Raw genomic sequence first — 22,493 nt, forward strand, 5'->3', positions numbered from 1 at the left:
GCGCGAGCGACACGACGGTCGTCCTCGACAGCCAGCACCATCAGGTCTGCATCCCTCGGAGCACGAAAGTCCCGCCCGGATGGACGGTTGTGAGGCTACCGAGCGCCCGCTAGTCCCGACCGCTCATGCCGCTGACATGGACGCACCGACCACCTCTACTGAGGACCTAAGTCGGCGTGCCTCCCGAGCGTCTCCGTCGACCCCACGAGGATCGGATCATGGACATCGGCACCGGCGTCGCCATCACGGGCCTCGTGATCGCTGCTGTCGTCGTACCGGTAACCGGCTTTGGTTGGCTATCCGGCAGGACTCGGTGCGCTGGTACCGGGAGCAGCGGGCCGCCCTGTACGTCGACCTGCTGGTAGAGGCCGACGCGGAGCACCAGGCCATTGAGCGGGACGCGGCTAGGGCGGAGGCCATGGCCGACGCAGAACGGTTCGCCGATGAGGACCCAGACCGATCAGGCGCAGATCCGGTCGCCGAACATGACGCCCTCGTCGCCTTGATGCCGGACACGCACCTGCCACCGAGGGAGCGCGCCCTCCTCGGCGCGCGAGCCAACGGCTACGCGAGCCCGACCGTCGTCCGGCTGTTCCGAGCCCTCCAAGCTGAGGGCGGGTTCCACGGCGTCGGCAAGCCCGCACCGCTGCGCAGGTTCGAGGCTGGCCGGGCCTTCGACGCGCTCGAGGTCCAGATCCAGTCCGAGCTCCGCCGACACGCACCCTGGAAGGAGCGCCGAGCGGAGCATCGACCCCAGCCCTAACCCAAGGATCGCTCATGCCGCTGACCGGCGCCCATTGCCGGGGTGCGATCAGCGCAGCCGCGTTCCTGGTGGAACGGGCCGGATCGTCGCCAGGAGAGCGTCGACCGCTTGTCGGGTGGCGGCGCCGACAACGAAGTTCACCCCAGCTCGTGGGATCAGCACGCGACGAGCCACGCCTGGCCCCTCCTGGTGACTGTCGGACACGTAGTGGCGCATCCCGCCCACGGTTCCTGACGGATGCCCAGAGTGAGCGGATCGCCGATGAGTGTGCTCCCCGCGGGGACCTTGTAACGGTGCGTGGATGGGAGCCGCCTGCTGCAGATCGTTGGAGCGATCTCTCGGGACCGACCCACTTGGTGCTGACGGTCCGCGTCTGGCACAACCAAACGCGGTACGTTCGCCGCTGTGGAAGGCCGACGGAGTGGAGACTTCATTCGATCGCGGCTTAGCACCCGGGTCTCGGGTCGGAGTGTTCACCCGGCGTCGCGTCACATCGAGGTTCTCGAGCCGTGAGCGCTGAGCCGGCTGACAGCCCGAGCGGCACTCCTCGTGAGGGCGTCCTCTTAGCAGCGGCGATGTTTGTGTTCGTGATCGACACGTCGTTCATGAACGTATCTATCTCGGCGGTCGTCCACGACCTCGATACGACTGTCAGCGGAGTGCAGTCGGCTGTGGCGATCGAGGCGCTCGTGTCGGCGTCCTTCATCCTCATCAGCAGTAAGGTCGGTGACCTGTGGGGGCGCAAGCGGGCGTTCGTCGCAGGCATGGTGCTCTATGCCGTCGGCGCCGTTGCGATGGTGTTCGCGCAGGGGTTGACGGCGATCATCGTCTTCTGGGCGATCCTCGGCGGGCTCGGCGCCTCGCTCTACCTCCCTGCCATGCAGTCCTTGATCCACGGCAACTTCGAGGGGAAGACCCGCGCGAAAGTCTTCGCGCTCGTCGGCGCGTCCGCCGCTATCGCCGCCGCGGTCGGCCCGCTGATCGGAGGCTTCGTCACGACCCTCCTGTCGTGGCGGGTCGGGTTCCTGGTGGAGGCGCTCATCATCGCTGCTGTGCTCGTCGGGAGCCGTGGCATCCGTGACGTGCCGTACACCGGCGATCGGTCGGTCGACGTCGCAGGGGCGTTTCTCTCGGTGATCGGCATGGGTGGCCTCGTCGTCGGTGTCCTGGTGTGGCAGGAGGGCGGCGAGTCCGTCGCTTTGCTTCTCGCGGTCGGGGCAGCCGCGATGGCGGGCCTGGTGTACTGGCTGCTCCGACGCAAGCATGAAGGCAAGTCGACGTTGCTTGATCCGAGCCTGTTCGAGTCCAAGCTGTTCAGCCACGGCGTCGCGCAGATCATGCTCCAGCAAGTCGCCCTGGGTGGGCTGCTGATCGCCTTGCCGATCTTCCTGCAGCTGGTGTGGGGCTACAACGCGCTCCAGGCCGGCATCACGCTTGCCCCCCTGTCCCTCACGATGTTCGGGGTCGCCCTGCTCGCCGGACGGAAAGTGGGGAACCGGAGGACGAGCAGCATCATCCGCGGGGGATTCGTGCTGCTCGCTGCGTCCATCGTCATCCTCATCCCGCTGGTGCCCAGGGCTGACTCCGGCTGGCACCTCGTGATTCCGCTGATGCTTGCGGGCGCCGGCCTTGGCCTCCTTGCCTCCCAGCTCAACAACTACGCCTTGTCACCCATCTCGGAGGAACGCGTGGGCGAGGCGGCTGGCGTGACGTCGGCCACCGGCTCCTTCGGCCTGTCGTTCGGTCTTGCCTTCGCCGGAGCGGTCATGCTCGCCACCCTGTCGATCGCCTTCACCAACATGGCGGAGTCGAGCAGTGTCCTGCCGGCCGCCGACCAGCAGCGCGTCGCCGCGGTGCTCGAGGACGACGCGCAGGTGATGAGCGACACCCAGCTCGGAGACCTCCTCGCCGGCCAGCCCGAACCCGTTCGACAAGAGATTCTCAACATCAACGACGACGCCCGGGACCTTGCGCTCCAGGTCGCCTTGCTCGTCTCGTTGCTCGCGGCGCTGGTCGGCGTGGCCATCGCATCCCGCATGATGCGCCTTCCGGATCCCGCGCAGTCGACTGCCGCTGAGAACTCTGGGCCCGGCTGATACGCGCCCCTCGTGCCTGCGGCGACGTCGGGCGGACGAAGACGTTGCGCGCATCATCGGCACCCTTGAGGAACAAGTCCGTTCCGGATCCCTGCAACCGCACGCTATGCCGCTGGGGTGGACCGCCTAGCCTCGTGCGCATGTGCCCACGTTCGGAGCGGAGAGCGGCGCAGGAAGCGGTTGCGGCCTACCACGAGGCTCGGTTGGCGGACCTGGTCGAGCGAGTGGGCGAGGGCGTCGACCGTTTCCGTGCCGGCGAGCTGGATCCGTTCGAGACGGACCGCGTCCTCTTCCAATACAGCCGGGCGGCTAAGGAGCTGTGGAAGTTCTGTAACACGGGAGACGTCGAGTTCACCGCGGCGACGATCGCTGCGGGTGCGTGTGTCGACTGGTGGGAACGAGGAGTGCCCCGAGAGCGACGAGCGCACTGACGGGCCGCGTCCGACGGACCAAGCACGGACCAAGCACGGCGCTGTGTTGAGTCGTCATGTCATCAGTGAACCGAACAACATGGGGACCAAGCACGGACCAAGCACGGACCAAGGTCGGTCGAGACGATCGGGACTGAGCGGGAGGGAACATAGGGATCATGACGTCAGAGACAGCGATCCACGTCTAGCTCGCGATCGCGCCGACCTGGGGGTCAAGGGGTCGCAGGTTCAAATCCGGTCAGCCCGACCGCGTTTGTGCAGGTCAGAGGGTGTAACTCACTCCCGGCCGGATCCGCCGGAAGGGCCACGGTCACAGAACGGTCACAGACCGCACCGCCAGCGACCCCCGAGAAAAACCACTTGGACATCCGCTGAGTCGGGCACAGAGGGTCATAGCGAGGTCACGGCGTCGGCCCCAGGACTTCTCAACCTCAAACGTTATTGCGCAGCAATTGACCGTCATCGGTTGAGTCGGGCGTGAGCCGACGATGACAAAGGGCGTTCAGGGGAGTGGTGGGATGCGTACGGTCGGGTCCCCGAGCAGCACGAGGGACTGACGGTCCCACGCTGTGAGGCGGAGTCGGGTCAGGGCGGGCAGCACCGAGATGTCGTGATCGCGTTTGAGGCGCTCGTTGGTCCCGACCCAGTTCGTCGTCAAGACGCCGATCCCCTGACGGTACGCCGCGAGGATGAAACCCAGCGGCTGCCCGTAGTGCAGGTTCTCACTCAACCCTGTGACCAGGTCGTTGGCGAGTCGCTGGTGGGTCTCCCCGTCCCTCAGGGTCCAGTCGAACGTGGGCTCGACGTGGCCGAAGACAGCACGGACCGGATGGGGGCGCTTGAGGAGCGCCAGCGGTGCCGGGGCCACGGTCGAGCCGAGGGTAGCGACCGCGTCCACGACGAGGCGCGCGGTAGATCCCTCCTCCAGGAGCTGGATGTAGCTGCTGTCGGCGGCCGACCCCGCGGAACAGCAGGCCTGCGCGAACCAGACACACCCGGCCGGCAGCGAGCCGGCCAGGTCCGCCAGTGGAACCGTGGTATCTGTGGCGTCGATGGGCAGGCCGAGTGAGGCGCTCAGCTGCTGCTGGTCGAGTGGTGTCGCGCCATGGCTGGACGTGACGACTACGGCAGGCTGGGCGGCGGTCACGGCCTGGGTGAAACCGGTGCCGGTGGCTGCCGCATCGTCGAGCGTCCGGAGACCGGCGAGGGTACCGCTGAAGGCCTTGACCAGTGGCGCTGAGAAGACGGTGCGCATCAGGCGGGTGATGTCGGTTGCGCCCCTGTCCACTGTCCACACCACTGGCGAGGTCACGTCGGTCGGTGTGGAGGCCCAGCCGTGGTCGCCATCGAGCATCGCGTCGACGTACGACGCCAGGTCGGCGTCGTCCTCGAACGGGAGGCGGCCGACGGCGTGCCGCAGAGATAGCGAATACTGCACGCTCCAGGGGATGCGCTCGGGGCAGCCGACGATCAGGACGTACATCGGAAGCCGGTTTCTGGCTATCCCGAACGTGGTCAGCCCGATCAGCGGGTCGCTCGACGTGCCGTCGTCGAAGTACCGCCGGACGTAGACGTTCTTGAGCTCGGCGTTCCAGTAAAGCAGCTGAGTCTTGGGGCGGGCCGCGAGCAACCGCCTCACGGGCTCCGGGGCGTTGGCCCCCGTGACCTTCTCTTTGGACCACTGCTTGTCGGGGGTATCGGGGAGCAGGATGCCGTAGCCGACGTCGTCGTGCTCCCAGTCCGTCGGGTCCGCAGGCTTCGTGAAGGCCAGGCCCGCCTGGCTCGGTGGCAGGCCGGTGCGGGAGCCCCAGTTCTGCGCGTCGCCGGCGAGTGGCCCGAAGGCCGGTTGTCCTGGCCACGCGTCGATCTGGACGCTGAGCGGTAGGTCGCTCACGATCAGTCCCCGGAGGCCCGGAGGTGGGCCGCGAGCCCGGTCTGCGGCCGGTGTCGCGCTCTCATCCGTCCCGCTCGGGCTCGTCCGGGAGCTGAGCCCGTAGCTCGGCGATCTTGGCATCGATCTCGGCGAGCACCTCGGCCGGCGTCGTGCCAGGGTCCAGGCCCCGTCGGTAGACAACCCAGGTGTCGATCTTGCCGACAGCCAGGGCGTACTCCCTGGCGCTCATCCGCTGCTTGGTCGGCACGTACACCTGCAGCAGGTCCTGCTGGGCGTAGAGCACGGGGTCGGACCACGCGTCGTCCTGGGCCGGGTCGACGCCGACTATCGCGGCTCGACGCGGTGCGGTCAGCGTGGTGATCCAGTCGATGGTGCGGACGGGATCGTGCGGGTCGGGTCGCAAGGCTACCTCGACCGTGGTCAGCACCTCGGGGTAGAGGACGTCGGCGAACCGGTTCATCGCCGCGAGGTCGACGAGCCGGCGCATCCCGATAACGGCAGGGATCCCTTTGTCGACGAGGCCGCGCGCGAACGCGCCGCTCGTCTCGGTGACCCCGGCCGTTTCGCACGCGGCCAGCACGACCAGCCAGGGGTCGCACAGTGACAGCGCCCGGGCGAGCTCGCCGAGCGACAGGGGCACGCTGCCCGCATCTGCCTGCCCCAGGAAGTCCGGCTGGGAAGCAAGCCGGAGACCTCGTACGCCGGCCGAGTTGTCGCCGTGGCACAGCATGTGCAGGATGCTCGGCTTGGCGTCGGCGATCTGCTGCACCACCCGGTCCGTCCAGGCGCCGATCCACTCGCAGGTCACGTTCTTGTTGCCCAGCGTGGCGACCCGGTCGTGGACGGCCTGTTCTCCCGTGATCACGTGCAGCTTGACGTCCAGCTTGCGCGCACGGGCGTCAGCCACCGCCGAGGCAAGCGCCTCGAGCTGGCTGCTGCCTTCCCGTTGCGCCGCGGACAGCACCGCGACGATCCGGAACGGTGCCAGATACGAGCGGGGGTTGACGTCGTACTCGACCGCAGCGATCCGGCCCACCGGCCACCTGGGGTCCAGGGCCAAGAACCCCTGCGCCTTCCAGTAGAGCTGCTCCCAGGGCAGGGCGTCCGCGACGTCGGCGACCACCCTGAGGTAGATGGGCTGCGGTGGTGCTACCGGTGGCTGGGCCAGCGCCATGGTCAGGGCCTGCTTGACCGGCGCGTGCCGCCCCAGCAGCTTGACCAGCTCCTCGCCACGGGCCCGTGCGTTCGCACCTCGCAGCGCCCCGATGCGGACCGTCCGGCCCTGGTTGATGCCGTCGACGGGCGCCGGGCTCCTGTTCAGCTTCACCACCACGGTCTGGCCGACCGAGTCGAAGCTCACGATGAGTCGCATCAGGTCCCCCTGACGTGCCGAGAGAGCAGGTTCTGGATGTCGTTGAGGGCCTCCGAGGCCCCTTGGTCGTAGGCCAGCTTGCTCGCCTTTCCCTGGCCTGGCAGCGAGATCAGACTGTTGAGCTCGCCCTGCTTGGCCTCGAGGAACCGCGACGACGACGCTACCCACACCGGCACGTTGTCGACGTACTGATAAGCCGAGGTGAGAGCCGGGTCGAGCTCCTGGGGTTGCTCACTGGCACCGCGGTCGACCGCGGCCTGGGTCAAGTTGACGTCCTGGTCGGTGTGCCACCGTTGCAGCGGCTCGTCGAGCACCCGCTGGAGCGAGTCCGGCTGGACGTAACCGAACCACGACCGGTGGGCCGGCAGCTGCCGTTCACCCGGCCGGGCCAAGAAGAGGTGGACGTCCGCGAGGGCTTGGCCGCCGGGGTCACGGTCGATGGAGGAGAAGATGGTCGGTCCGGATCTCAGCTGGCCGAGGCTGTCCGCGACCATCCGCGCCCCGATGTCGGGGCCACGCACCTCCGGCGCGGCGATCGAGACCAACGACGCGCCCAGCCGGTCCGCGAGGGTCCGCAGGTCCGCGGTCTCGACGAACGCGCTGTTCCTGACCGTCGCGGCCTTAGCCGGATCGGGCGTGATGGCCAGTCCCGCCTGGTCGGGCGTGACCACCCCCTCGGACGCGAAGTGCAGGGCGCGGACCGCCGTCCCGCCGAGCCCCTCGGCGATCCAGTCCGACCACAGCAGCCGGGGGTCCGTGTTCGGGTCGAAGGCGCGCAGACCGGAGCCTCGTCGCGGCGCCGACGGGCTGTCGCTGCGGGCAGTACGACGCTCGTGCGCCGCGCGCGCATCGTCGGGGTCGTGGACACGCACCGACGCGTCCAACGCGTTGGCGGTGCGCAGCAGCAGGTCACGGGTGTGCGCGTCGGCGAAGACGTCGACCTCCACGCCGTACTTGAAGGTCGCGCGCAAGGCTGAGATGAAGCCCTGTGCGTGCCGTGCCCCCCAGCTGGCTCTGCTCGGGGCATTGACAGCCAGGGCGACCCGCCACGTCAGGCCCAGGGGAGCGGCAGCGGGCAGTCGGTCCGGGACTCGCAGCACCGGAATGCCGATGTCGGCCGCCAGGTCCTCCCAGGGAGCCGCGCCCAGGTAGCCGTAGGGCGGCTTTAGCCGGAGCCACAAGACGGTCTCTCGCTCCATCCTCTGACTCACGGTCGACTGCACTGCCTCGATGAGGTCAGGCGGCAGACGCACCATCTCTGGCACGGCGGAGGAGCTGCTCAGACCGAACTCCTCCAGCGAGACCTGCCGGTTCCAATAGGTGGTGTCGGTTCCCTCGACGTATCCGTCAAGCCGCGTGCCCACGAACGGCGCGCGTTGCGTGTAGTCCAGCCAGGCCCGCAGCACCGCGAGCTTCCACGTGGTGATGATCCGTTCCGCCATGGGTCCCTCCCTCGGGGTGTGGCGCCGTCGGTCGTCTGGCCCGCTAGGGCGGCGGGTCCACCAGGTTGTGCAGCGCCCACCATGTGTAGCCGTTGCAGATGTCGCCGTGGCCGGAGATCGCGGGAGCGTTGCCGTCTCGCGCGGAGCCGTCAACGGCGAGGACACGGACCGGACCGTTGAGGTCGTAGCGAGTACCCGGCGTCAGGATGACGAGCGGGTGCTCGCGCATGAGGGGTCCGAGCCCGGCCGGCCCGTAACCGCCGAGGGCGCCGTACCTCTCGGTGTCACCGACCGCGGCCGGCTTCACCTCACCCAGCGAGTCACCGCGGACCGCCAAGTGGAAGAACTCGTGAAGCGGCTTGTCGGCCGACGACATGGTGCTGATGATCGGCCGCTCGACCCGGTCGAGGACCGATCGGTAACCCCCGACGCGGCCGGTCATGGCGACGTTGTCGGCGAAGCACCACCGGTTGACCGCGGGCTGCAGCAGCAGCATGGAATATGCGGGCCTGCTGGGGGGCTGCGCGGCCACGGCCGACAGCACGACGCGTGCGCCGAACGAGTGGCCTGCCAGGTGGATCCTCGCGTTGGTCTCGAGGAGTCGCGCCAGGACCGGAGCCACGCCGTAGGTGCCGACGGTCCCGGCACGCGCCTTCATCCGCCACACGCTGCCCATCCGCAGCAGGCCACGTGGGTCTAGACCGGACCATCCCGCCTGCTCCGGCTCGTCGACCGGTCCAGTCACGATAGGTCCCGCTCCCACCGTGCCGATCGTCTCGTCCTCCTCGACGAAGGGCTGCCCCCCGGCGGCGATCGCCTGCCAGGAGGAGAGCACGGCCGCGACGTCGGGGGGTTCGGTCGCCGCATCCGGGTCGTCGGCTGACCAGAGCGCCGACCGGACCAACTCGGCAGCCTTGGTTGCCGACTCCTTCGACAGCACTCGTTGTCCGTCAAGCAGCTCGGTCAGCTCGTCACCCTGGTCGGCCGGCATCCCGCCGACGACCTCGGCCAGCATCTGCTCGTAGCCCAATTGGCTCGCCCCGCCACCCGCGATGTCGGGTCCTTCCTCGGAGTCCAGCACGAACCACGTGGCCGGCCAGATCACCCCGATGAGCACCGGCCTGTAGCCGACGGCGACGGGGAGCGCGAGGGCCGAACGCTGCGCGACGAACCCGACCGTGAAGTCCCGGTAGCGGGCGAGGGCGTCGGCATAGACGTTGTTCCAGCCGTGCGAGAAGAAAAACACGTCAGAGGCGGACCGGGCGGCCTGGATGGCCAGCTCTGCGGTCTGTGGGCTCTTGAGACGTCCGTTCTCGTCGAAGCGCAGCAGGTAGAGATCGGCAGACTTTCCGCCGCCGATGGAGATCTGTTCGGCAGGTCCGATCAATTTCCCCGTTCGGCCGGACCGGACGTCGCCGGCCCAGCCGCTCCTCTTGCGACACCGAGCGTGAGAGCCCGAACTCTTTCACCAGGGTGACACTGTCGAGGCGAGGTTGAAAGGTCTTCCGGCGACCGTCTTGATGTGCCAGGCCACCAGCGTCGCTGTACGACGACTGGGATTCACCACGCCGAGCCATTCGGGGGCAATCAATTGGTTCGTCGCTTCGCTGTATGGGGGGACTGCTGCAGGAACAGGTGACAGGTTCGGTGAGGCGGCTTGGAGGACACTGTCAGCGCGACACTCTGCCCCGCTACGAATTTCAGGCTCGGTTTCCGTCGGGAAGCCGGGCCTGAAAGGTTTGGGACTTGAACCGGTCATCCCGAAGTTGACCTATTGAGATCACCGGCATGAGCGTGCACCCGAACACGTTGATCGACCAGTGTCTGAACGTCTAGCGGACGGCCCGACGACCTCTGGTCGCAGGCACTGCCACGCTAGGGCAGGACCTGCCTCTGCGGCGGTTGTGGTGCTGCCCGCGCGGTGGCGGCCGGCTGTTCGCCGGCCGGGCGTAGCTGCGGGTCGCGGAATGCGTGGACGCTGCGCCTCGATCGCTGCCAGGTCGCGGGTGCTCACGGTCCGGGTCCCCCCGAGGGGGGTCACTGGGCGCAAGGGACCAACGCCGGCGTCAGGGCGAGTCGGCTCCCTCACCCAGAACGGATGAGGTGCGGAGGACCCACAGTGCCTAGCGTCTGCTGTGCCTGGAATCGTTCGAGCGCGTGAACGAACCCGCTGGGCCCATCCGGGTCAGTCCGGGCACGATCACGAGATCCTTGGAGGCCCCATGGCGTCGTCCGCACCGGCATCGTCGCAACCCGGCCTGAGCGTCGGTCCCACCAGCGAGTTCAGCCTGTTCTTCCACGTGAAGCCCGGTCTGGCACCGTCCTTGCGAACCGCCCTCCTGGCCCTCCAAAACACGCCCGGGTACCGGCCGGGTGACTACGGGATAGCCATCCAGACGATCCATGAAGCGCGCTTCGTCCTGTTCGACGACGACACCCGACTCGCCTTCATCACCAGCTTCGACGGCCCCTGGGACGCCTACATGGAGGACTTCTTCAACTCCGGGCCGACGCTTGCCTTGTTCGACGTCATCTTCGACCACGTCGACGGTTATGACGGGTTGCAGGACCTGGCCGCTGTCAAGGGCTTCGTCTTGGGCGCTGAGCAGGCGGCAGCGGCGTACGCCCGCAACTACGGCGGCACGGTCAAGGAGATCAAGAAGGCGCAACGGGTGAATGCAGCATTCCAGCAGGTGCTCGACCACCCCGCGGCCGCTGAGCTGCTCGAGCATCCAGCAATGCAGCCGCTACTCGACGAGGCTGGCGACTAGCCGGCCGATGTCGGACCACATCTCCGGGCCGCGCGCGCTCGCCGAGCCGATTGCGGACATCACCGATGTCTACGCGTTCCCGAGCCCTGAGCGGGCCGATCGTCTGGTCCTCGTCGTGAACACGCTGCCGATGGCCAAGCCGTCGGACATGTTCTCGAAGGGGCTCGTCTACCGCTTCAGGCTGCGGTCGCTCACCGGTCCGAGCGGTCACCGCTGGACGTTCGTCCCCGCCGACGAGGGACTGGTACTCGACTGCGTCTTCTCTGCCCCGGAACCCGCCGCGGACGAGCCGTTCCAGGAGGGCACCTGCACCTCGTCGACGGGGGAGTCGGTCTCGTTCGTTGTCAACGACCCGCAGGGCGGTTCCGATGCCGGGCTCCGGGTCTTCGCCGGCACCAGGTGGGATCCGTTCATCATGGACGCTCGCGCAGCGTTGACGACGCTCGCGACCCACGAGCTCGCGTTCACCGACCACGGGTCGATCTTCCTGGACGGCAAGAACGTGCTGAGCATCGTCGTCGAGATCGACGCGCGCCTCCTGGGTGGCGCCGTCCTCGTGGGTGTTGTCGCCGAGACACTGACGCGAGGGCCCCTGAACGTCCGCATCGAACGCGTCGGCCGGCCCGAGGTGAAGAACATGATGCTGGCGCCGAAGGAGTTCGACCAGGTGAACCGGGACCTGGAGATCCGTGACCTGTACAACATGGAGGACGCCTTCCACCTCGGCGACTCGTACGAAGGTGCCTACCGGGCCCGTCTGAACGCCAACCTCGCCTTCTGGGACGGCCTGGACGGCAAGGCGGACTGGCCGACGGACGAGGACGGCAACCATCCGTTGACGGAGCTCATCCTCGCCGACTTTCTCGTCGTCGACGTCACCAAGCCCTACGTCGAGCAGGGCTCGTTTCTCGAGATCGAGCTCGCGGCCAGACGCGGTCAGCCGCACCAGACCTGCGGCGGACGGACGCTGAACGATGACGTGATGGACACGATCTTCACCCAGCTCGTCAACGCCGGCCAGGGCCCGACCATCCGGGACGGCGTCGACTCCGCGACGGTTCCGGCCACCCGCACGTTCCCCTACCTGGCGCCGCCCAACCCGGACCCGCCCGAGGCCCCCGAGCACCACTAGCGACAGAAGGCAGCTGACGCCATGCCCGCGGCACACCATCCCGACCTTGAACTCGACGACATCCAGGCCGGTGCGCTGGCCGAGCGTCCCTCGCCGTACGTCGGCAAGTATCTGCTGTTGCGCATCACGGACCGTGCCGATGGCAGGGAGCTCGTCCGCAGGCTGCATCGGATCGCCACTGCCTCGCGCACGTCCGAGCGGACGGACGACACCACCCTCACCGTGGCGTTCAGCTATCACGGTCTCGAGGCGCTGGGAGTCCCGCAGACGTCACTGGACAGTTTTGCTCCGGAGTTCCGGGAGGGGATGGCGGCGCGTGCCGCCGTGCTCGGAGACGTGGGTGAGAGCAGTCCGGAGCACTGGGAGGCGCCGCTGGGCAGTACTGACGTGCACGTGGCCATTGCGGCCCTGTCCCCAGACGCTGCCAGGCTCGAGGCCGCCGCCGAACAGGCCCGGAGGGCCCACGCCGAGCTGCCGGGGTTGGAGGTGGTCTGGCGTCAGGACTGCTACCAACTCGTCACGGGTCGGACCTCGTTCGGCTTCAGGGACGGCATCGGCCAGCCCGCGGTCGAGGGCAGCGGGAGACCGTCGACGAATCCTCGTGAGCCATCCCTCAAGGCCGGCGAGATCATCTTGGGCTACCCCGACGAGACCGGCGAGCTGCCGCCGATGCCGATGCCGGAGGTCCTGGGTCGCAACGGCACCTATGTCGTCTTCCGGAAGCTGCACACGAAGGTGGCGGCGTACCGGAACTACCTGCGCGACCGGGCGTCGAACCGTGAGGATGAGGAGCTCCTGGGCGCGAAGATGGTAGGGCGTTGGCAGAGCGGTGCTCCGCTCGTCCTGGCACCGGACCGCGATGACCCGGAGCTCGGTGCCGATCCCCAGCGCAACAACGACTTCCTCTACGCCGAGGACGCCCGCGGGTTCAAGTGTCCGGTGGGTGCCCATGCCCGGCGGGCCAACCCGCGCGACTCCCTGTACCAGGACGGCAGCGTGGACGTCCGGCTGCACCGCATGATCCGCCGGGGCACGAGCTACGGGCCGATGTTGCCCCCAGGCGAGCTCGAGGACGACGGCGAAGACCGGGGGATCATCTTCGTGTTCGCCGGGGCGCACCTCAAGCGCCAGTTCGAGTTCGTCAAGACCCAGTGGCTCAACGACGGCATCTTCATCGGGGCTCCGGAGGAGAGGGACCCACTCGTCGGACCGAACGACGAGTCGAGCGGGTTCACCATTCCCCAGCGCCCGATCCGACGCAAGCTCCAGAACCTGCCGCCGTTCGTGGTCACCCGTGGTGGTGAGTACCTCTTCGCCCCCGGTTTGAACGCTATGCGCTGGCTCTCGGAGCTGGACACGTGAACACTCGACACCCACGAGAGAGGACCGCACAGCGATGAGCTCATCCGGCACGGACCGATGGCGGTCCCTCGACTTCGGACCACCCCCTGCAGACCTCGTCGAGACCGAAGCCCCCGTGCTCCTCGACTTCCTCGACGGCGGCCAGGTGGCAGTGGTCACCCTCAACCGACCCCACGCCGACAACGCGATCACCACCGAGATGGGCGCCCAGCTGACCGAGATCGTCGAGACGATCGCGGTGCGCACCGCCGTCCGGGTCGTGATCCTGACCGGGGCCGGCGACCGGGCCTTCTCGGTCGGCAGCGACCTGCGGCAGCGCAAGAGCATGGACAAGGAGGACTGGCTCCGACAGCGCCAGGCCTTCGACCGCACCCTCTACACCGTGCGCCAGCTGCGCAAGCCCATCTTCGCTGCCGTCAACGGCATCGCCTACGGCGGGGGCTGTGAGCTGGCCCAGAGCACCGACTTCATCATCGCATCCGAGACGGCGACCTTCGGCCAACCCGAAGCCATGCTCGGCCTCGCCGCCGGAGGTGGCTCACCTGCTCTGCTGCCACGGCTCCTGCCCCGCGGCAAGGCCCTGCAGATGCTGATGACCGGCGACCCGGTTCCGGCCCAGGAGCTCCACCGTCTCGGCATGGTCAACGAGATCCATCCTCCCGGTGACCTGATGCCGGCCGCACGACGGATCGCGGACAAGATCGCCAGCAACTCACCGACAGCGGTCCAATCGGTCAAACGCGCCGTCCACCTGGGCGAAGGGCAGCCGATCGAGCAGGCGATCGCCATCATGATGGACGCACACTGGCGCTCGGCCGTCCACCCCGACCGGGTCGAAGGAATCGGAGCCTTCAACGACAGCCGAGAACCGACCTTCGACGACGCCGACTTCTGAGGCACGAGCGCCCGCCTCCACGACCAACCGAGAGGAAGACCGAGCCCATGACTGGTGCAAGCGAAGTCGAGTCGGCACGCGCCGCGCTGGAGATGATCAATCCGGCCCCCTACAACGCCGAGGCACCGCCTGAGGCCCTCGTCGGGAACATCACCCCCACCGAGCTCCACTACGTGCGGAGCAACTTCGCGTTGCCAACGCACGATGGCACCTTGGAGATCGGCGGTGCCGTGGACAACCCCACGACGCTGACCCTCGACGACCTCCGCGCACTGCCGGCCCACGAGCAGGCGGTCACCCTGGAATGTGCGGGGAACGGACGCCTGGACATGAAGCCGCTTCCCACCGGCGAACCGTGGGGCGACTACGCCGTGTCGACGGCACGGTGGACCGGCGCCCTGCTCAGCGACGTACTCGCGTTGGCCCAGCCTGCGGCCCTGGGAGTCGACGTCCGGTTCGAAGGTGCCGATCACGGCCCCTACCACCTGCAGGCGATCCTCCCGGAGACCCAACAGGACGACCTCACCTTCGTCCGCGCGTTGCCCCTCGTCGAGGCAGCCGACCCGTCCTCGGCGATCCTGGTCGCCTATGAGATGAACGGCGAACCGTTGACGCCCGATCACGGCGCACCGTTCCGGATCGTCGCGCCCCACTGGTACGCCGTCGCCTCGGTGAAGTGGCTCAGCCGGATCGACGTCCTGACCGAGCCCTACACCGGCGAGTTCCAAACCGGCCACTACATCTACCAGTGGCCCGATCGCCCCCACGAACCGGTGACCCTCATGCGCGTCCGGGCCCGCATCACCGACCCCGCTCCCGGCACCGTCCTCCCTCTCGGTCCCCATACCGTCCGGGGCAAGGCCTGGTCGGGCACCGGACCAATCACCCAGGTCGACATCAGCCTCACCGGCGAAGGCGACTGGCACCCGGCACGGCTGGACCCGCCGTCGGGGCCCTACCAATGGCAGGACTGGTCATTCGTCTGGGACAGCAACGACATCGGACGTCACACCCTCCGTGCCCGCGCAACCGACGCCGCGGGCAACGTTCAGCCCGACGTACCGCCGTGGAACCGGCTGGGCTACGGCAACAACGCCATCGAGGTCCTCTTCGTCGACCGACACTGATCGCGGAGGGAACCGGGGCTCGCAGCCTTGGCGCTCCTGGCAGGAGGAGCGGCAGTCGTTGCGGCGACTCGAACCTCAGGCGACGGCGGCTCCTCGTCCTGATTCATCGCTCACTGCGGCGTGCGCGCGCAGGCGCTACCGCTTCCCCCGACCGAACATGCGGCCCAACCGATCGGCCATCGACCTCGTCGGCTTGATGTCGACCAGGTTCGATCCGTCGGGCAGCGGGAGGTGCGCAGCCTGCTGCGCGGAAAGTGTCGTGCAGACGTAGGTGGAGTAGATCGAGCCGATGTGATCGGCGTCGACGAACCGTGTGCCTTCCGACGTCTCGACGACGACGCCGTCGAACACGGAGACCTTCTCGTCGACCAGCACGGCCTGCACCGTGGCGAACCGGTACCCCTCACTCGTCTGCACCGGCGTGCCCGGTCGGAGCGCCGTGTAGGCGATGGGGTGATCGGGCGCGTCAGGCATGCCTCAAGCCTACGGCCGCCCCGCGACGACGGCGATCTCGGCGGCCGGCCATCTCTGCGCCGGCCAGGAGCGTCAGCGCCACCGAGCCGAGCGCGGCGAGGAAGGTGGTGAACTGAGTCTGCTGCTCGATGTGCGCGGAACCGGCGTGTTGCCCACGATCGCGCCGACCGTTGCCTAGTAGCGGTGCCTGGCCATCCGCAGTCCTCCGCGCCGGGGCTGGCCGACATCGAAGTACTGCAGGGCCGGGACCATCTCGGAGGTGACCAGGCCGTGCTCGCCGGTGAGCTCGTCGATCACGTCGAAGGACGACGCAATGCCTTGGGGCGTGTCGACCACGACGGTCACGACCGGGGCGCGACGCCCCCACTGCGTGAACCGGTCACCGTGTGGCTCGTGGTCGCCGTGGTAGCCCCAGACCCCCCGCAGAACGGTGGCGCCGCGCGCCTGGGTCTGACGCAGTCGCCGGATGATCGACCTGTGAACGGGCAGGCCGTCGTGCAGCTGGGACTCGGAGGTGTAGACCATCAGCTTCTGCCACAGGCCCAGGCCGGCGCCGTCGGTGGCCGGTAGCTCGTGAGGGCGGGCGAGGAGCGCACCGTCGCGCTTGCACACGCGCACCCGTTCGACAGTGATCATCGGCCGCCGCAACAGAGGTATGACCTCGGGCAGGACCTCTTCGATGCGTTCCCCGGCGCCGACGGCGAGCAACATCGACGGCACCTCGAGGTTGCGGTCCAAGAACCTGGCTCGCTGGCGGCTGCCGTGGAGCGTGCCGTCGACGCCCAACAGCACCGACGCGCCGGCCACACCGCGACGGTGGAGGAGGTCACAGATCGCCACGTACGCCGGCCGACCTGCCACTCGGTCGTGCCGGCCGACGTACATGGTCAGCTTGGTCGCTTCGTTGAGCTCCTCGGGCATCGGTTCGGGTGTCACGTCCCCACGCATCGCCCAGGCCCGTTCCACCGTCAGCATCCCGCGTGGCTGCAGCTCTGCCAGACGCGGGAGGAGCGCCTCGATACGCGAACGTGAGTCGCCCGCGACCACCATCACCGACGGGTTCTCCGACATCGTCAGCGTCTGGTCGGTGCGCAGATGGTGCCGCAGACCGAACCCGCCCGAGGCACGCAGCACGATGCTCGTGGACACCTCATGCTCCTCGAAGGTGTCCAGGAGGACGTCGGAGAACAATCGCCCGTCGACTCGCAGACGTTCGCCGAAGTAGCTGGTGACCTTCGTCCAGTCGTCGATCACAACCTGCCTCCGACCCACAGACCCAGGGCTGCCGCGGCGACCCCCACGATCAAGCTCACGACGACGTTCTGGGCCGCCCTGGTCGCCTGCCGCTCCTCGGTCAGCCGCTGAGTCTCGAACATCCACGTGCTGAACGTCGTGTAGGCGCCGATCAGTCCGGTCCCGCACACGAAGACCACGTGGGTCGGGGCCGCCGAGCCGTCCAGGACGCCCAGAGCGAACGCCCCGGTCACGTTCACGGCCATCGTCCCGAGCGGCAGCGACGTGGGCACGCGCCGGCTGACGATGCCGTCGAGCAGGAACCGGAACAGCGCGCCGACGCCGGCGCTGACCGAGAAGGCACCCCACAGCACCACGTCAGCTACCACCGGACCACCGCCCGGCGGACCATGGCGGTGGCCAGGTGCAGGGCGAGGAGACCGGCGACCAGGCTCGCCAGCACGTAGGACACCGCGACCGCCCATGCGCCGTGCTCGAACAACCGAACGACCTCGACCTGCATGGTCGAGAACGTGCTGAGCCCAGCACACAGCCCCGTCCCCCAAAAGGGACGCTGAAAGTTCGAGGCCGGCAGCCGCTCCAAGAGCCGGGTGGCGAAGTACCCCAGCATGAACGCCGCCACCACGTTGACGAGGAACGTCGCCCACGGCCAGCCACCGGTGGGGGTGGGAAGCCCCATGCCGACCAGGGCCCGGGCCCAGGCTCCGATGGCACCGCCGACGAAGATCGCGAGCAGCTCGCGCCGGTCATGCCCCACAGCTAGTCACCGTTCTTCGTCCGGCCGCCGTCGACCAACCACACCAGCGTCCCGACCGCCACCCTAGTGGCGCGCGCTCACGCTCGCGTTCGCCGTACCCACACTCACCCGGGCCGGAGGATGGCGTTGAAGTGAGGCTCGACGCTCACCTATCCAGAGACAGGTCCCTCTGGATCCACGAGTGATCTCAACAGGTCTTCCACGTGGTCGAAGTTCGCTTCGAGTCCGTCGTACTTGGTCATGTGGTTGCGGCCGGCCTGGTCACGGAACGCCAGCCTGTACGTCAACGTCGTCACGCCGTCGGTCTCGTGCAGATCCATCGTCTCGACGGCCTCCGCATCCGGCCACCCCTCGAACCGCCAGGTCTGGACGGTCCGGTTCGGCGGCTCGACTTCCAAGAAGGTCCCCCGGAACGAGCACTCGGTTCCGTCGTCGGTCACCATGACGAAGTGGTAGTTGCCTCCCACACGCAGGTCGATCGAGCAGACCGTCACCTCCTCCCCGAACGGAGCGAAGGTCTTGCGCACATGCTCTTCCTTGGTGAACACGTCGAAGACGAGCTGGATCGGAGCATCGAAGAGTCGGGTGTGGACGATCTCGAGATCGTTGGGGAACTCGATGATCGACGACCCGTGCCGATGGGGTGTCACTGCGGATCTCCTTGTCGTTGTAGCTCAATGAGGTAGTCATCGACTCGATCCATGCGGTCGTTCCACGCCTGCTCGTACCGGGACAACCACTCGTGAAAGGGCCGGAGACGCGCGGGTTCCAGGCGGTAGAGCCGATGACGCCCCTCTGCCCGGCAGCTCACGAGTCCGACCTCGCTGAGCACTCGCAGGTGTTTTGACACCTGAGGTTGGGACATCGACAGGTCGTCCACGATCGCGCCGACCGCCTTCTCGCCGGTGATCAGCACGTCCAGGATCTCGCGACGGCGCGCCTCGGCAACTGCGTTGAAGACATCCGACGTCGCGGGGGAGCGGGCCATCGAACCAACATATTCCGATATCGACATATGTCAAGGCCGCAGATGGCTACCGCCAGCCGGCCGCGCCGAGCGCTCGGGAGTTGGGCTCTCAGCAGTGTGGCGTGAACCCGATGCCGGGATCAGGGGCAGCCGTGGACGATGTCACCATGATCGGCCTGACAGGTGTCCGTCCCCGACGAGCCGCGCAGGCTGTCGTCACCGATGCCGTCCAGGGCGTTCAGCGAGTCGTTGTCGGGGCCACCGGTGAGGTGGTCGGCACCGATGCCGGCCAGGAGGGTGTCGTTTCCGGCGCTGCCGAAGATGGTGTCGCTGCCGTTCTGGCCGTCCAGCGTGTCGTCACCTATCCCGCCGGAGAGGCGGTCGCCGCGCTTGCCACCCTTGAGGATGTCGTTGCCGGGACCGCCGGAGAGATGGTCGTTGAGGCGCCCGCCGAACAGCACGTCGTCGCGGTCGCCTCCGCGCAGTACGTCGCGTCCTCGCTGCCCGACCAGTCGGTCTGCTCCCCGGCTCCCGGAGAGGTGGTCGTTGCCCCGGCCTCCGAGGATCTTGTCGGTCCCGTCGTCGCCACAGAGGATGTCGTTGCCGCGCTTGCCCAGGATCCTGTCGTTCCCTCCGAGGCCGGCGATGACGTCAGGCCCCTTGGTCCCCTTGAGGACGTCATTGTGTGAGGTCCCGACGATCGTGGCCCGGTGGCCGGCACAGGTGGCCGAGGGTGCCCCCACGCTCTGGGCCTGTACTCCGACCGAGGCCATCACGAAGACCGCTGACGCGGCCAGACCGGACCATCCAAGACGAGGCATGTGGTTTCCCCCAGGTGTCGCTTCCCGAGCTCGTTGCCCCCAACGGCGAGGACACTGTAGCGCCGCTCACTCGCACCAGCGATAGGGACTTGGGCATACTGCAACCATTGACTTGCAGTCCTTCAGCGGCTTAAATAACTGCAACTCAACGATTGCAGATAGGAGACGATCATGTCCCATGACTACTCGACGACGATCAGCCTCGACCACACCCCTGAGGGCGTGTACGACGCGGTGATCGACGTACGTGGCTGGTGGTCGGAGAAGGTCGTCGGCGACACCACGACCGCCGGGAGCGAGTTCGACTACGCCTACCAGGACGTGCACGACTGCCGCATCCGGGTGACCGAGGCGGTGCCGGGGGAGCGGGTCGAGTGGACGGTCCTGCAGAACCGGTTCTCGTTCACCGAGGACCCCGCCGAGTGGGTGGGCACGCGGATGGTGTTCGAGATCCGGCCGAGCGACCGCGGAACGACGCTGACCTTCACCCACGTCGGGCTGGTCGAGGACCACGAGTGCTACGGCGTCTGTGTCCAGGGCTGGGACTTCTACGTCGGCCAGAGCCTGCGCGAGCTGGTCGAGACCGGCACCGGCCGCCCCAGCACGTTCGACCACCGCACCCGCGACAACGTGGCCGCGGTTCGAGGCTGAGGACGACACCCCACGCCGAGCCGCGATGACGCCGGTGGCAGCATCGAGCCATGCGTACAGCCGTCATCGGAACCGGGATCATGGGGGCCGCGATGGCCCGTTCGCTCGCCCGCGAGGGGCACGACGTGTCGGTCTGGAACAGGACGACGTCGCGCGCGGAGGCGGTCGCCGCCGAGCGCATCACCGCGTGCGGCGACATCGGCGACGCGATGCTGGACGTCGACGTCGTGTTCACGATGCTGTTCGACACCGCCAGTGTGCTCGACGTGACGGGTGAGGTGGTCGGTGCCCTCGGGGCAGACGCCGTGTGGGCGCAGAGCACCACCGTCGGTCCGGAGGGGATGCGTCGGATCGCCGAGGCGGCCGGTGAGGTCCGCGACCGGCTGCTGGACGCACCGGTGCTCGGCACCAAGCAGCCCGCCGAGGACGGCAGGCTCACCGTGCTCGTTTCCGGCGCCTCGGATGCCAGGCAGCAGGCGCGACCGGCGTTCGACGCGATCGGCGCCCGGACCCTCGAGCTCGGCGACCGGCTCGGCGACGCCAGTGCCCTGAAGCTGGTGGTGAACTCCTGGGTGGCCTCACTGTGTGCCGCGACCGCCCAGGCGATGGGTTTCGCCGAGTCGCTGGGGCTCGAGCAGCGGCTGTTCCTGGAGGCGATCACAGGCGGCGCGTCGGACTCGCCGTACGCCCAGGGGAAGGGTGTGCTGATGGCCGAGCGGACCTGGGACGACCCGGCGTTCGCCCTGGACAGCGTCGTGAAGGACGTCGGGTTGATGGTGGACGCTGCGCGGGAGAACGGCTTCCCCGACGATCTCCTGGCCACGCTGCTGGCGCTCTACGACCGAGCCTCCGAGCGCGGGCTCGGTGGCGCGGACATGGCGGCCGTGCGCGCGGCCTTCGACCGCTGATTCCGGCTCACCTCGGCCGCCGCGCCGCCTCCGAGCGCGACGACCTCCGCCGTCGACCGGTGCCCACAGGCCACGCGCGAGGAGATCCACCGCATGGTCATGCCGACCGCGGTCAGTGCCGCCGGCCGAACAGCCAGTAGGCCAGCGAGTTGCCGGGATTGATCCCGATCAACAGGCGCCAGAGCAGCTTGGGGCCGCGGACCTCGTCGTCGCCACGTCGGGCGAGATCGCGGAACGCGAAGGCAGCCGACACGGCCTGCACGGCCACCACGGCGACGACGACTTCCTTGCCAGGCTTCTGCATGCCGCGAGCGTAGCCAGAGCCCCCTCCGCCAGCGTGCGCATGACCTCGATCCGTGGGGGTACGAGCGGGCGTGGTGTTCGACAGACCGCTCCGCGTGTGCCTCGTGAACGAGTGCGAGCTGGTGCACGCAGGACTGACCCAGATGCTGGCCGAGTACGACGACCGGGTGGCGGTGCTGCCGTTCGGGGCCGGACGCGCCGAGACGGCGGACGTGGCTCTGGTCGACCCGTTCACGCGGCGTATCGACGACGACGCGGGTGCCCCGACCACCGTGACCCGGCCGCCCGGGGCGGCGCGCGTCGTCGTCTTCACCTGGGAGTGCCGCGACGGGTTCGTCGAGCGGGCCATGCTCGGCGGGGCCGATGGCTACCTCGGCAAGGAGCTCCCGGCCGTCGAGCTGGTCGCCGCGCTGGAGAAGGTCCACGCCGGTGAACGCATCGTCTCCGTCGCCTTCGGTCAACGCAGCGAGCCGCAGGCGGCGCCCGCGATCGGACTCACGCCACGCGAGGCGCACGTCGTCGCCCTGATCGCCGCCGGCGCGCCGAACAAGGAGATCGCCAAGCGGCTCGGACTCTCGATGAACACCGTCAAGTCGCACATCCGCACGGCGTACCGGGCCATGGGCGTGGGCAGCCGGACCCAGGCCGTGCTGTGGGCCGTCGAGCACGGCGTCACCGCGCCGTGGGTCGCGGTGCGCGACGAGGTCGCCTCCTGACCTGGACCGACGTGTCGGGCGTGGTCACGCGGAGGGTCGAGCCGTCTCCCTCCGCGTGACCGGGGCGGGGGGACCGACCCGGACAAGTCTCTACGACTGGGCGTCGGGGTCCGAGCGGGAGGCGTGCGCAGCCAGGCGGCCGGCGGCGTCGACGAGGAGCGGGTCGAGGCTGTCGTCGCCCTGGGCCGCCAACGCCTCGAGCCCCTTGCGCATGCGCGGGTCCCAGAAGCGCTCGATGTGCCGGGCGATCACCTCGGCCGCCTCGGCGGGCGGCAGGTGCGTGAACTGACGAGCGATGTCGTTGCCCATGCGCGCCTCGGGCCTGATCAGAGAACTCATGAGGCGCCGGTGGGGTGG

The 22,493-nt window shown here is 68.4% G+C and carries 25 protein-coding genes; 12 read left to right on the forward strand and 13 right to left on the reverse strand.

What is annotated here, in order from left to right:
- Nucleotides 1-292 precede the first annotated feature (292 nt).
- The 3 genes from VGJ24_RS19345 (at nucleotide 293) to VGJ24_RS19355 (ending at nucleotide 3,290) form a co-directional block, all read left to right on the forward strand.
- Nucleotides 293-763 carry a hypothetical protein gene (locus VGJ24_RS19345; protein WP_331502281.1) on the forward strand — a complete coding sequence of 157 codons (471 nt, stop codon included), beginning with the start codon at nucleotides 293-295 and terminating at the stop codon, nucleotides 761-763.
- A gap of 509 nt (nucleotides 764-1,272) precedes the next feature.
- Nucleotides 1,273-2,859, forward strand: a complete 1,587-nt coding sequence (locus VGJ24_RS19350) for an MFS transporter (protein WP_331502282.1) — start codon at nucleotides 1,273-1,275, stop codon at nucleotides 2,857-2,859.
- Between the two features lie 140 nt (nucleotides 2,860-2,999).
- Nucleotides 3,000-3,290 (forward strand): hypothetical protein, encoded by a 291-nt coding sequence (locus tag VGJ24_RS19355; protein ID WP_331502283.1) that lies wholly within the window; start codon nucleotides 3,000-3,002, stop codon nucleotides 3,288-3,290.
- A gap of 502 nt (nucleotides 3,291-3,792) precedes the next feature.
- Here the strand turns inward: VGJ24_RS19355 and VGJ24_RS19360 are convergent.
- The 4 genes from VGJ24_RS19360 to VGJ24_RS19375 all read right to left on the reverse strand — a co-directional run bounded on the left by VGJ24_RS19360 (nucleotide 3,793) and on the right by VGJ24_RS19375 (nucleotide 9,385).
- A complete protein-coding gene (locus VGJ24_RS19360) occupies nucleotides 3,793-5,184 on the reverse strand; it encodes a hypothetical protein (RefSeq protein WP_331502284.1) in 1,392 nt (463 codons plus the stop codon).
- A gap of 61 nt (nucleotides 5,185-5,245) precedes the next feature.
- Nucleotides 5,246-6,556, reverse strand: coding sequence for a CHAT domain-containing protein (locus VGJ24_RS19365; RefSeq protein WP_331502285.1), 1,311 nt, complete (start codon nucleotides 6,554-6,556; stop codon nucleotides 5,246-5,248).
- Complete coding sequence (locus VGJ24_RS19370; RefSeq protein WP_331502286.1) at nucleotides 6,556-7,998, reverse strand: hypothetical protein; 1,443 nt, start codon at nucleotides 7,996-7,998, stop codon at nucleotides 6,556-6,558. The genes VGJ24_RS19365 and VGJ24_RS19370 overlap by 1 nt, the downstream gene beginning before the upstream one ends.
- A 43-nt stretch (nucleotides 7,999-8,041) precedes the next feature.
- Nucleotides 8,042-9,385, reverse strand: coding sequence for a hypothetical protein (locus VGJ24_RS19375; RefSeq protein WP_331502287.1), 1,344 nt, complete (start codon nucleotides 9,383-9,385; stop codon nucleotides 8,042-8,044).
- An 835-nt stretch (nucleotides 9,386-10,220) separates the two neighbouring features.
- Here VGJ24_RS19375 and VGJ24_RS19380 point away from each other — a divergent pair.
- From VGJ24_RS19380 to VGJ24_RS19400, 5 genes are read left to right on the forward strand one after another with little or no spacing between them, the layout of a single operon-like run.
- Complete coding sequence (locus VGJ24_RS19380; protein WP_331502288.1) at nucleotides 10,221-10,769, forward strand: hypothetical protein; 549 nt, start codon at nucleotides 10,221-10,223, stop codon at nucleotides 10,767-10,769.
- A 7-nt stretch (nucleotides 10,770-10,776) separates the two neighbouring features.
- Nucleotides 10,777-11,901: a DUF4331 family protein gene (locus tag VGJ24_RS19385; RefSeq protein ID WP_331502289.1), complete on the forward strand. Its 1,125-nt coding sequence runs from the start codon at nucleotides 10,777-10,779 to the stop codon at nucleotides 11,899-11,901.
- 21 nt (nucleotides 11,902-11,922) lie between these two features.
- Nucleotides 11,923-13,263 carry a Dyp-type peroxidase gene (locus tag VGJ24_RS19390; protein WP_331502290.1) on the forward strand — a complete coding sequence of 447 codons (1,341 nt, stop codon included), beginning with the start codon at nucleotides 11,923-11,925 and terminating at the stop codon, nucleotides 13,261-13,263.
- Nucleotides 13,264-13,297: 34 nt separating this feature from the next.
- Nucleotides 13,298-14,158, forward strand: coding sequence for an enoyl-CoA hydratase/isomerase family protein (locus VGJ24_RS19395; protein WP_331502291.1), 861 nt, complete (start codon nucleotides 13,298-13,300; stop codon nucleotides 14,156-14,158).
- Between the two features lie 47 nt (nucleotides 14,159-14,205).
- Complete coding sequence (locus VGJ24_RS19400) at nucleotides 14,206-15,285, forward strand: sulfite oxidase (protein ID WP_331502292.1); 1,080 nt, start codon at nucleotides 14,206-14,208, stop codon at nucleotides 15,283-15,285.
- Between the two features lie 135 nt (nucleotides 15,286-15,420).
- On the opposite strand, the gene VGJ24_RS19405 is transcribed toward VGJ24_RS19400, so the two are convergent.
- Complete coding sequence (locus VGJ24_RS19405) at nucleotides 15,421-15,759, reverse strand: hypothetical protein (RefSeq protein ID WP_331502293.1); 339 nt, start codon at nucleotides 15,757-15,759, stop codon at nucleotides 15,421-15,423.
- Between VGJ24_RS19405 and VGJ24_RS19410 the strand changes: the two genes are divergently transcribed.
- Entirely contained in the window at nucleotides 15,758-15,937 is a 180-nt protein-coding gene (locus VGJ24_RS19410; protein WP_331502294.1) for a hypothetical protein, read from the forward strand. The two genes, VGJ24_RS19405 and VGJ24_RS19410, sit on opposite strands and share 2 nt — an antisense overlap.
- Here the strand turns inward: VGJ24_RS19410 and VGJ24_RS19415 are convergent.
- From VGJ24_RS19415 to VGJ24_RS19440, 6 genes are all read right to left on the reverse strand, one after another.
- Nucleotides 15,934-17,013, reverse strand: coding sequence for a DUF190 domain-containing protein (locus VGJ24_RS19415; protein WP_331502295.1), 1,080 nt, complete (start codon nucleotides 17,011-17,013; stop codon nucleotides 15,934-15,936). The genes VGJ24_RS19410 and VGJ24_RS19415 overlap by 4 nt on opposite strands.
- Nucleotides 17,010-17,381, reverse strand: a complete 372-nt coding sequence (gene crcB, locus VGJ24_RS19420; protein ID WP_331502296.1) for a fluoride efflux transporter CrcB — start codon at nucleotides 17,379-17,381, stop codon at nucleotides 17,010-17,012. Before crcB (VGJ24_RS19420) ends, VGJ24_RS19415 begins: the two co-directional genes overlap by 4 nt.
- Nucleotides 17,375-17,770, reverse strand: a complete 396-nt coding sequence (gene crcB / locus VGJ24_RS19425; RefSeq protein WP_331502297.1) for a fluoride efflux transporter CrcB — start codon at nucleotides 17,768-17,770, stop codon at nucleotides 17,375-17,377. Before crcB (VGJ24_RS19425) ends, crcB (VGJ24_RS19420) begins: the two co-directional genes overlap by 7 nt.
- A 149-nt stretch (nucleotides 17,771-17,919) precedes the next feature.
- Nucleotides 17,920-18,420: an SRPBCC domain-containing protein gene (locus tag VGJ24_RS19430; protein WP_331502298.1), complete on the reverse strand. Its 501-nt coding sequence runs from the start codon at nucleotides 18,418-18,420 to the stop codon at nucleotides 17,920-17,922.
- The gene (locus tag VGJ24_RS19435) at nucleotides 18,417-18,758 is read right to left on the reverse strand and encodes a metalloregulator ArsR/SmtB family transcription factor (protein WP_331502299.1); all 342 of its coding nucleotides are present in this window, start codon (nucleotides 18,756-18,758) and stop codon (nucleotides 18,417-18,419) included. Before VGJ24_RS19435 ends, VGJ24_RS19430 begins: the two co-directional genes overlap by 4 nt.
- Nucleotides 18,759-18,877: 119 nt before the next feature.
- A complete protein-coding gene (locus VGJ24_RS19440) occupies nucleotides 18,878-19,558 on the reverse strand; it encodes a calcium-binding protein (protein WP_331502300.1) in 681 nt (226 codons plus the stop codon).
- A gap of 171 nt (nucleotides 19,559-19,729) precedes the next feature.
- Between VGJ24_RS19440 and VGJ24_RS19445 the strand changes: the two genes are divergently transcribed.
- A complete protein-coding gene (locus VGJ24_RS19445; RefSeq protein WP_331502301.1) occupies nucleotides 19,730-20,209 on the forward strand; it encodes an SRPBCC domain-containing protein in 480 nt (159 codons plus the stop codon).
- 50 nt (nucleotides 20,210-20,259) lie between these two features.
- Nucleotides 20,260-21,117: an NAD(P)-dependent oxidoreductase gene (locus VGJ24_RS19450; RefSeq protein WP_331502302.1), complete on the forward strand. Its 858-nt coding sequence runs from the start codon at nucleotides 20,260-20,262 to the stop codon at nucleotides 21,115-21,117.
- Between the two features lie 112 nt (nucleotides 21,118-21,229).
- On the opposite strand, the gene VGJ24_RS19455 is transcribed toward VGJ24_RS19450, so the two are convergent.
- Nucleotides 21,230-21,421, reverse strand: a complete 192-nt coding sequence (locus VGJ24_RS19455) for a hypothetical protein (RefSeq protein ID WP_331502303.1) — start codon at nucleotides 21,419-21,421, stop codon at nucleotides 21,230-21,232.
- 70 nt (nucleotides 21,422-21,491) lie between these two features.
- Between VGJ24_RS19455 and VGJ24_RS19460 the strand changes: the two genes are divergently transcribed.
- Nucleotides 21,492-22,136 (forward strand): response regulator transcription factor, encoded by a 645-nt coding sequence (locus VGJ24_RS19460; RefSeq protein WP_331502304.1) that lies wholly within the window; start codon nucleotides 21,492-21,494, stop codon nucleotides 22,134-22,136.
- 90 nt (nucleotides 22,137-22,226) lie between these two features.
- Here the strand turns inward: VGJ24_RS19460 and VGJ24_RS19465 are convergent, their stop codons facing one another.
- The gene (locus VGJ24_RS19465) at nucleotides 22,227-22,475 is read right to left on the reverse strand and encodes a formate dehydrogenase subunit delta (RefSeq protein ID WP_331502305.1); all 249 of its coding nucleotides are present in this window, start codon (nucleotides 22,473-22,475) and stop codon (nucleotides 22,227-22,229) included.
- Nucleotides 22,476-22,493: the final 18 nt, after the last annotated feature.

Source organism: Nocardioides sp., from assembly GCF_036493135.1.
Classification (GTDB): domain Bacteria; phylum Actinomycetota; class Actinomycetes; order Propionibacteriales; family Nocardioidaceae; genus Nocardioides.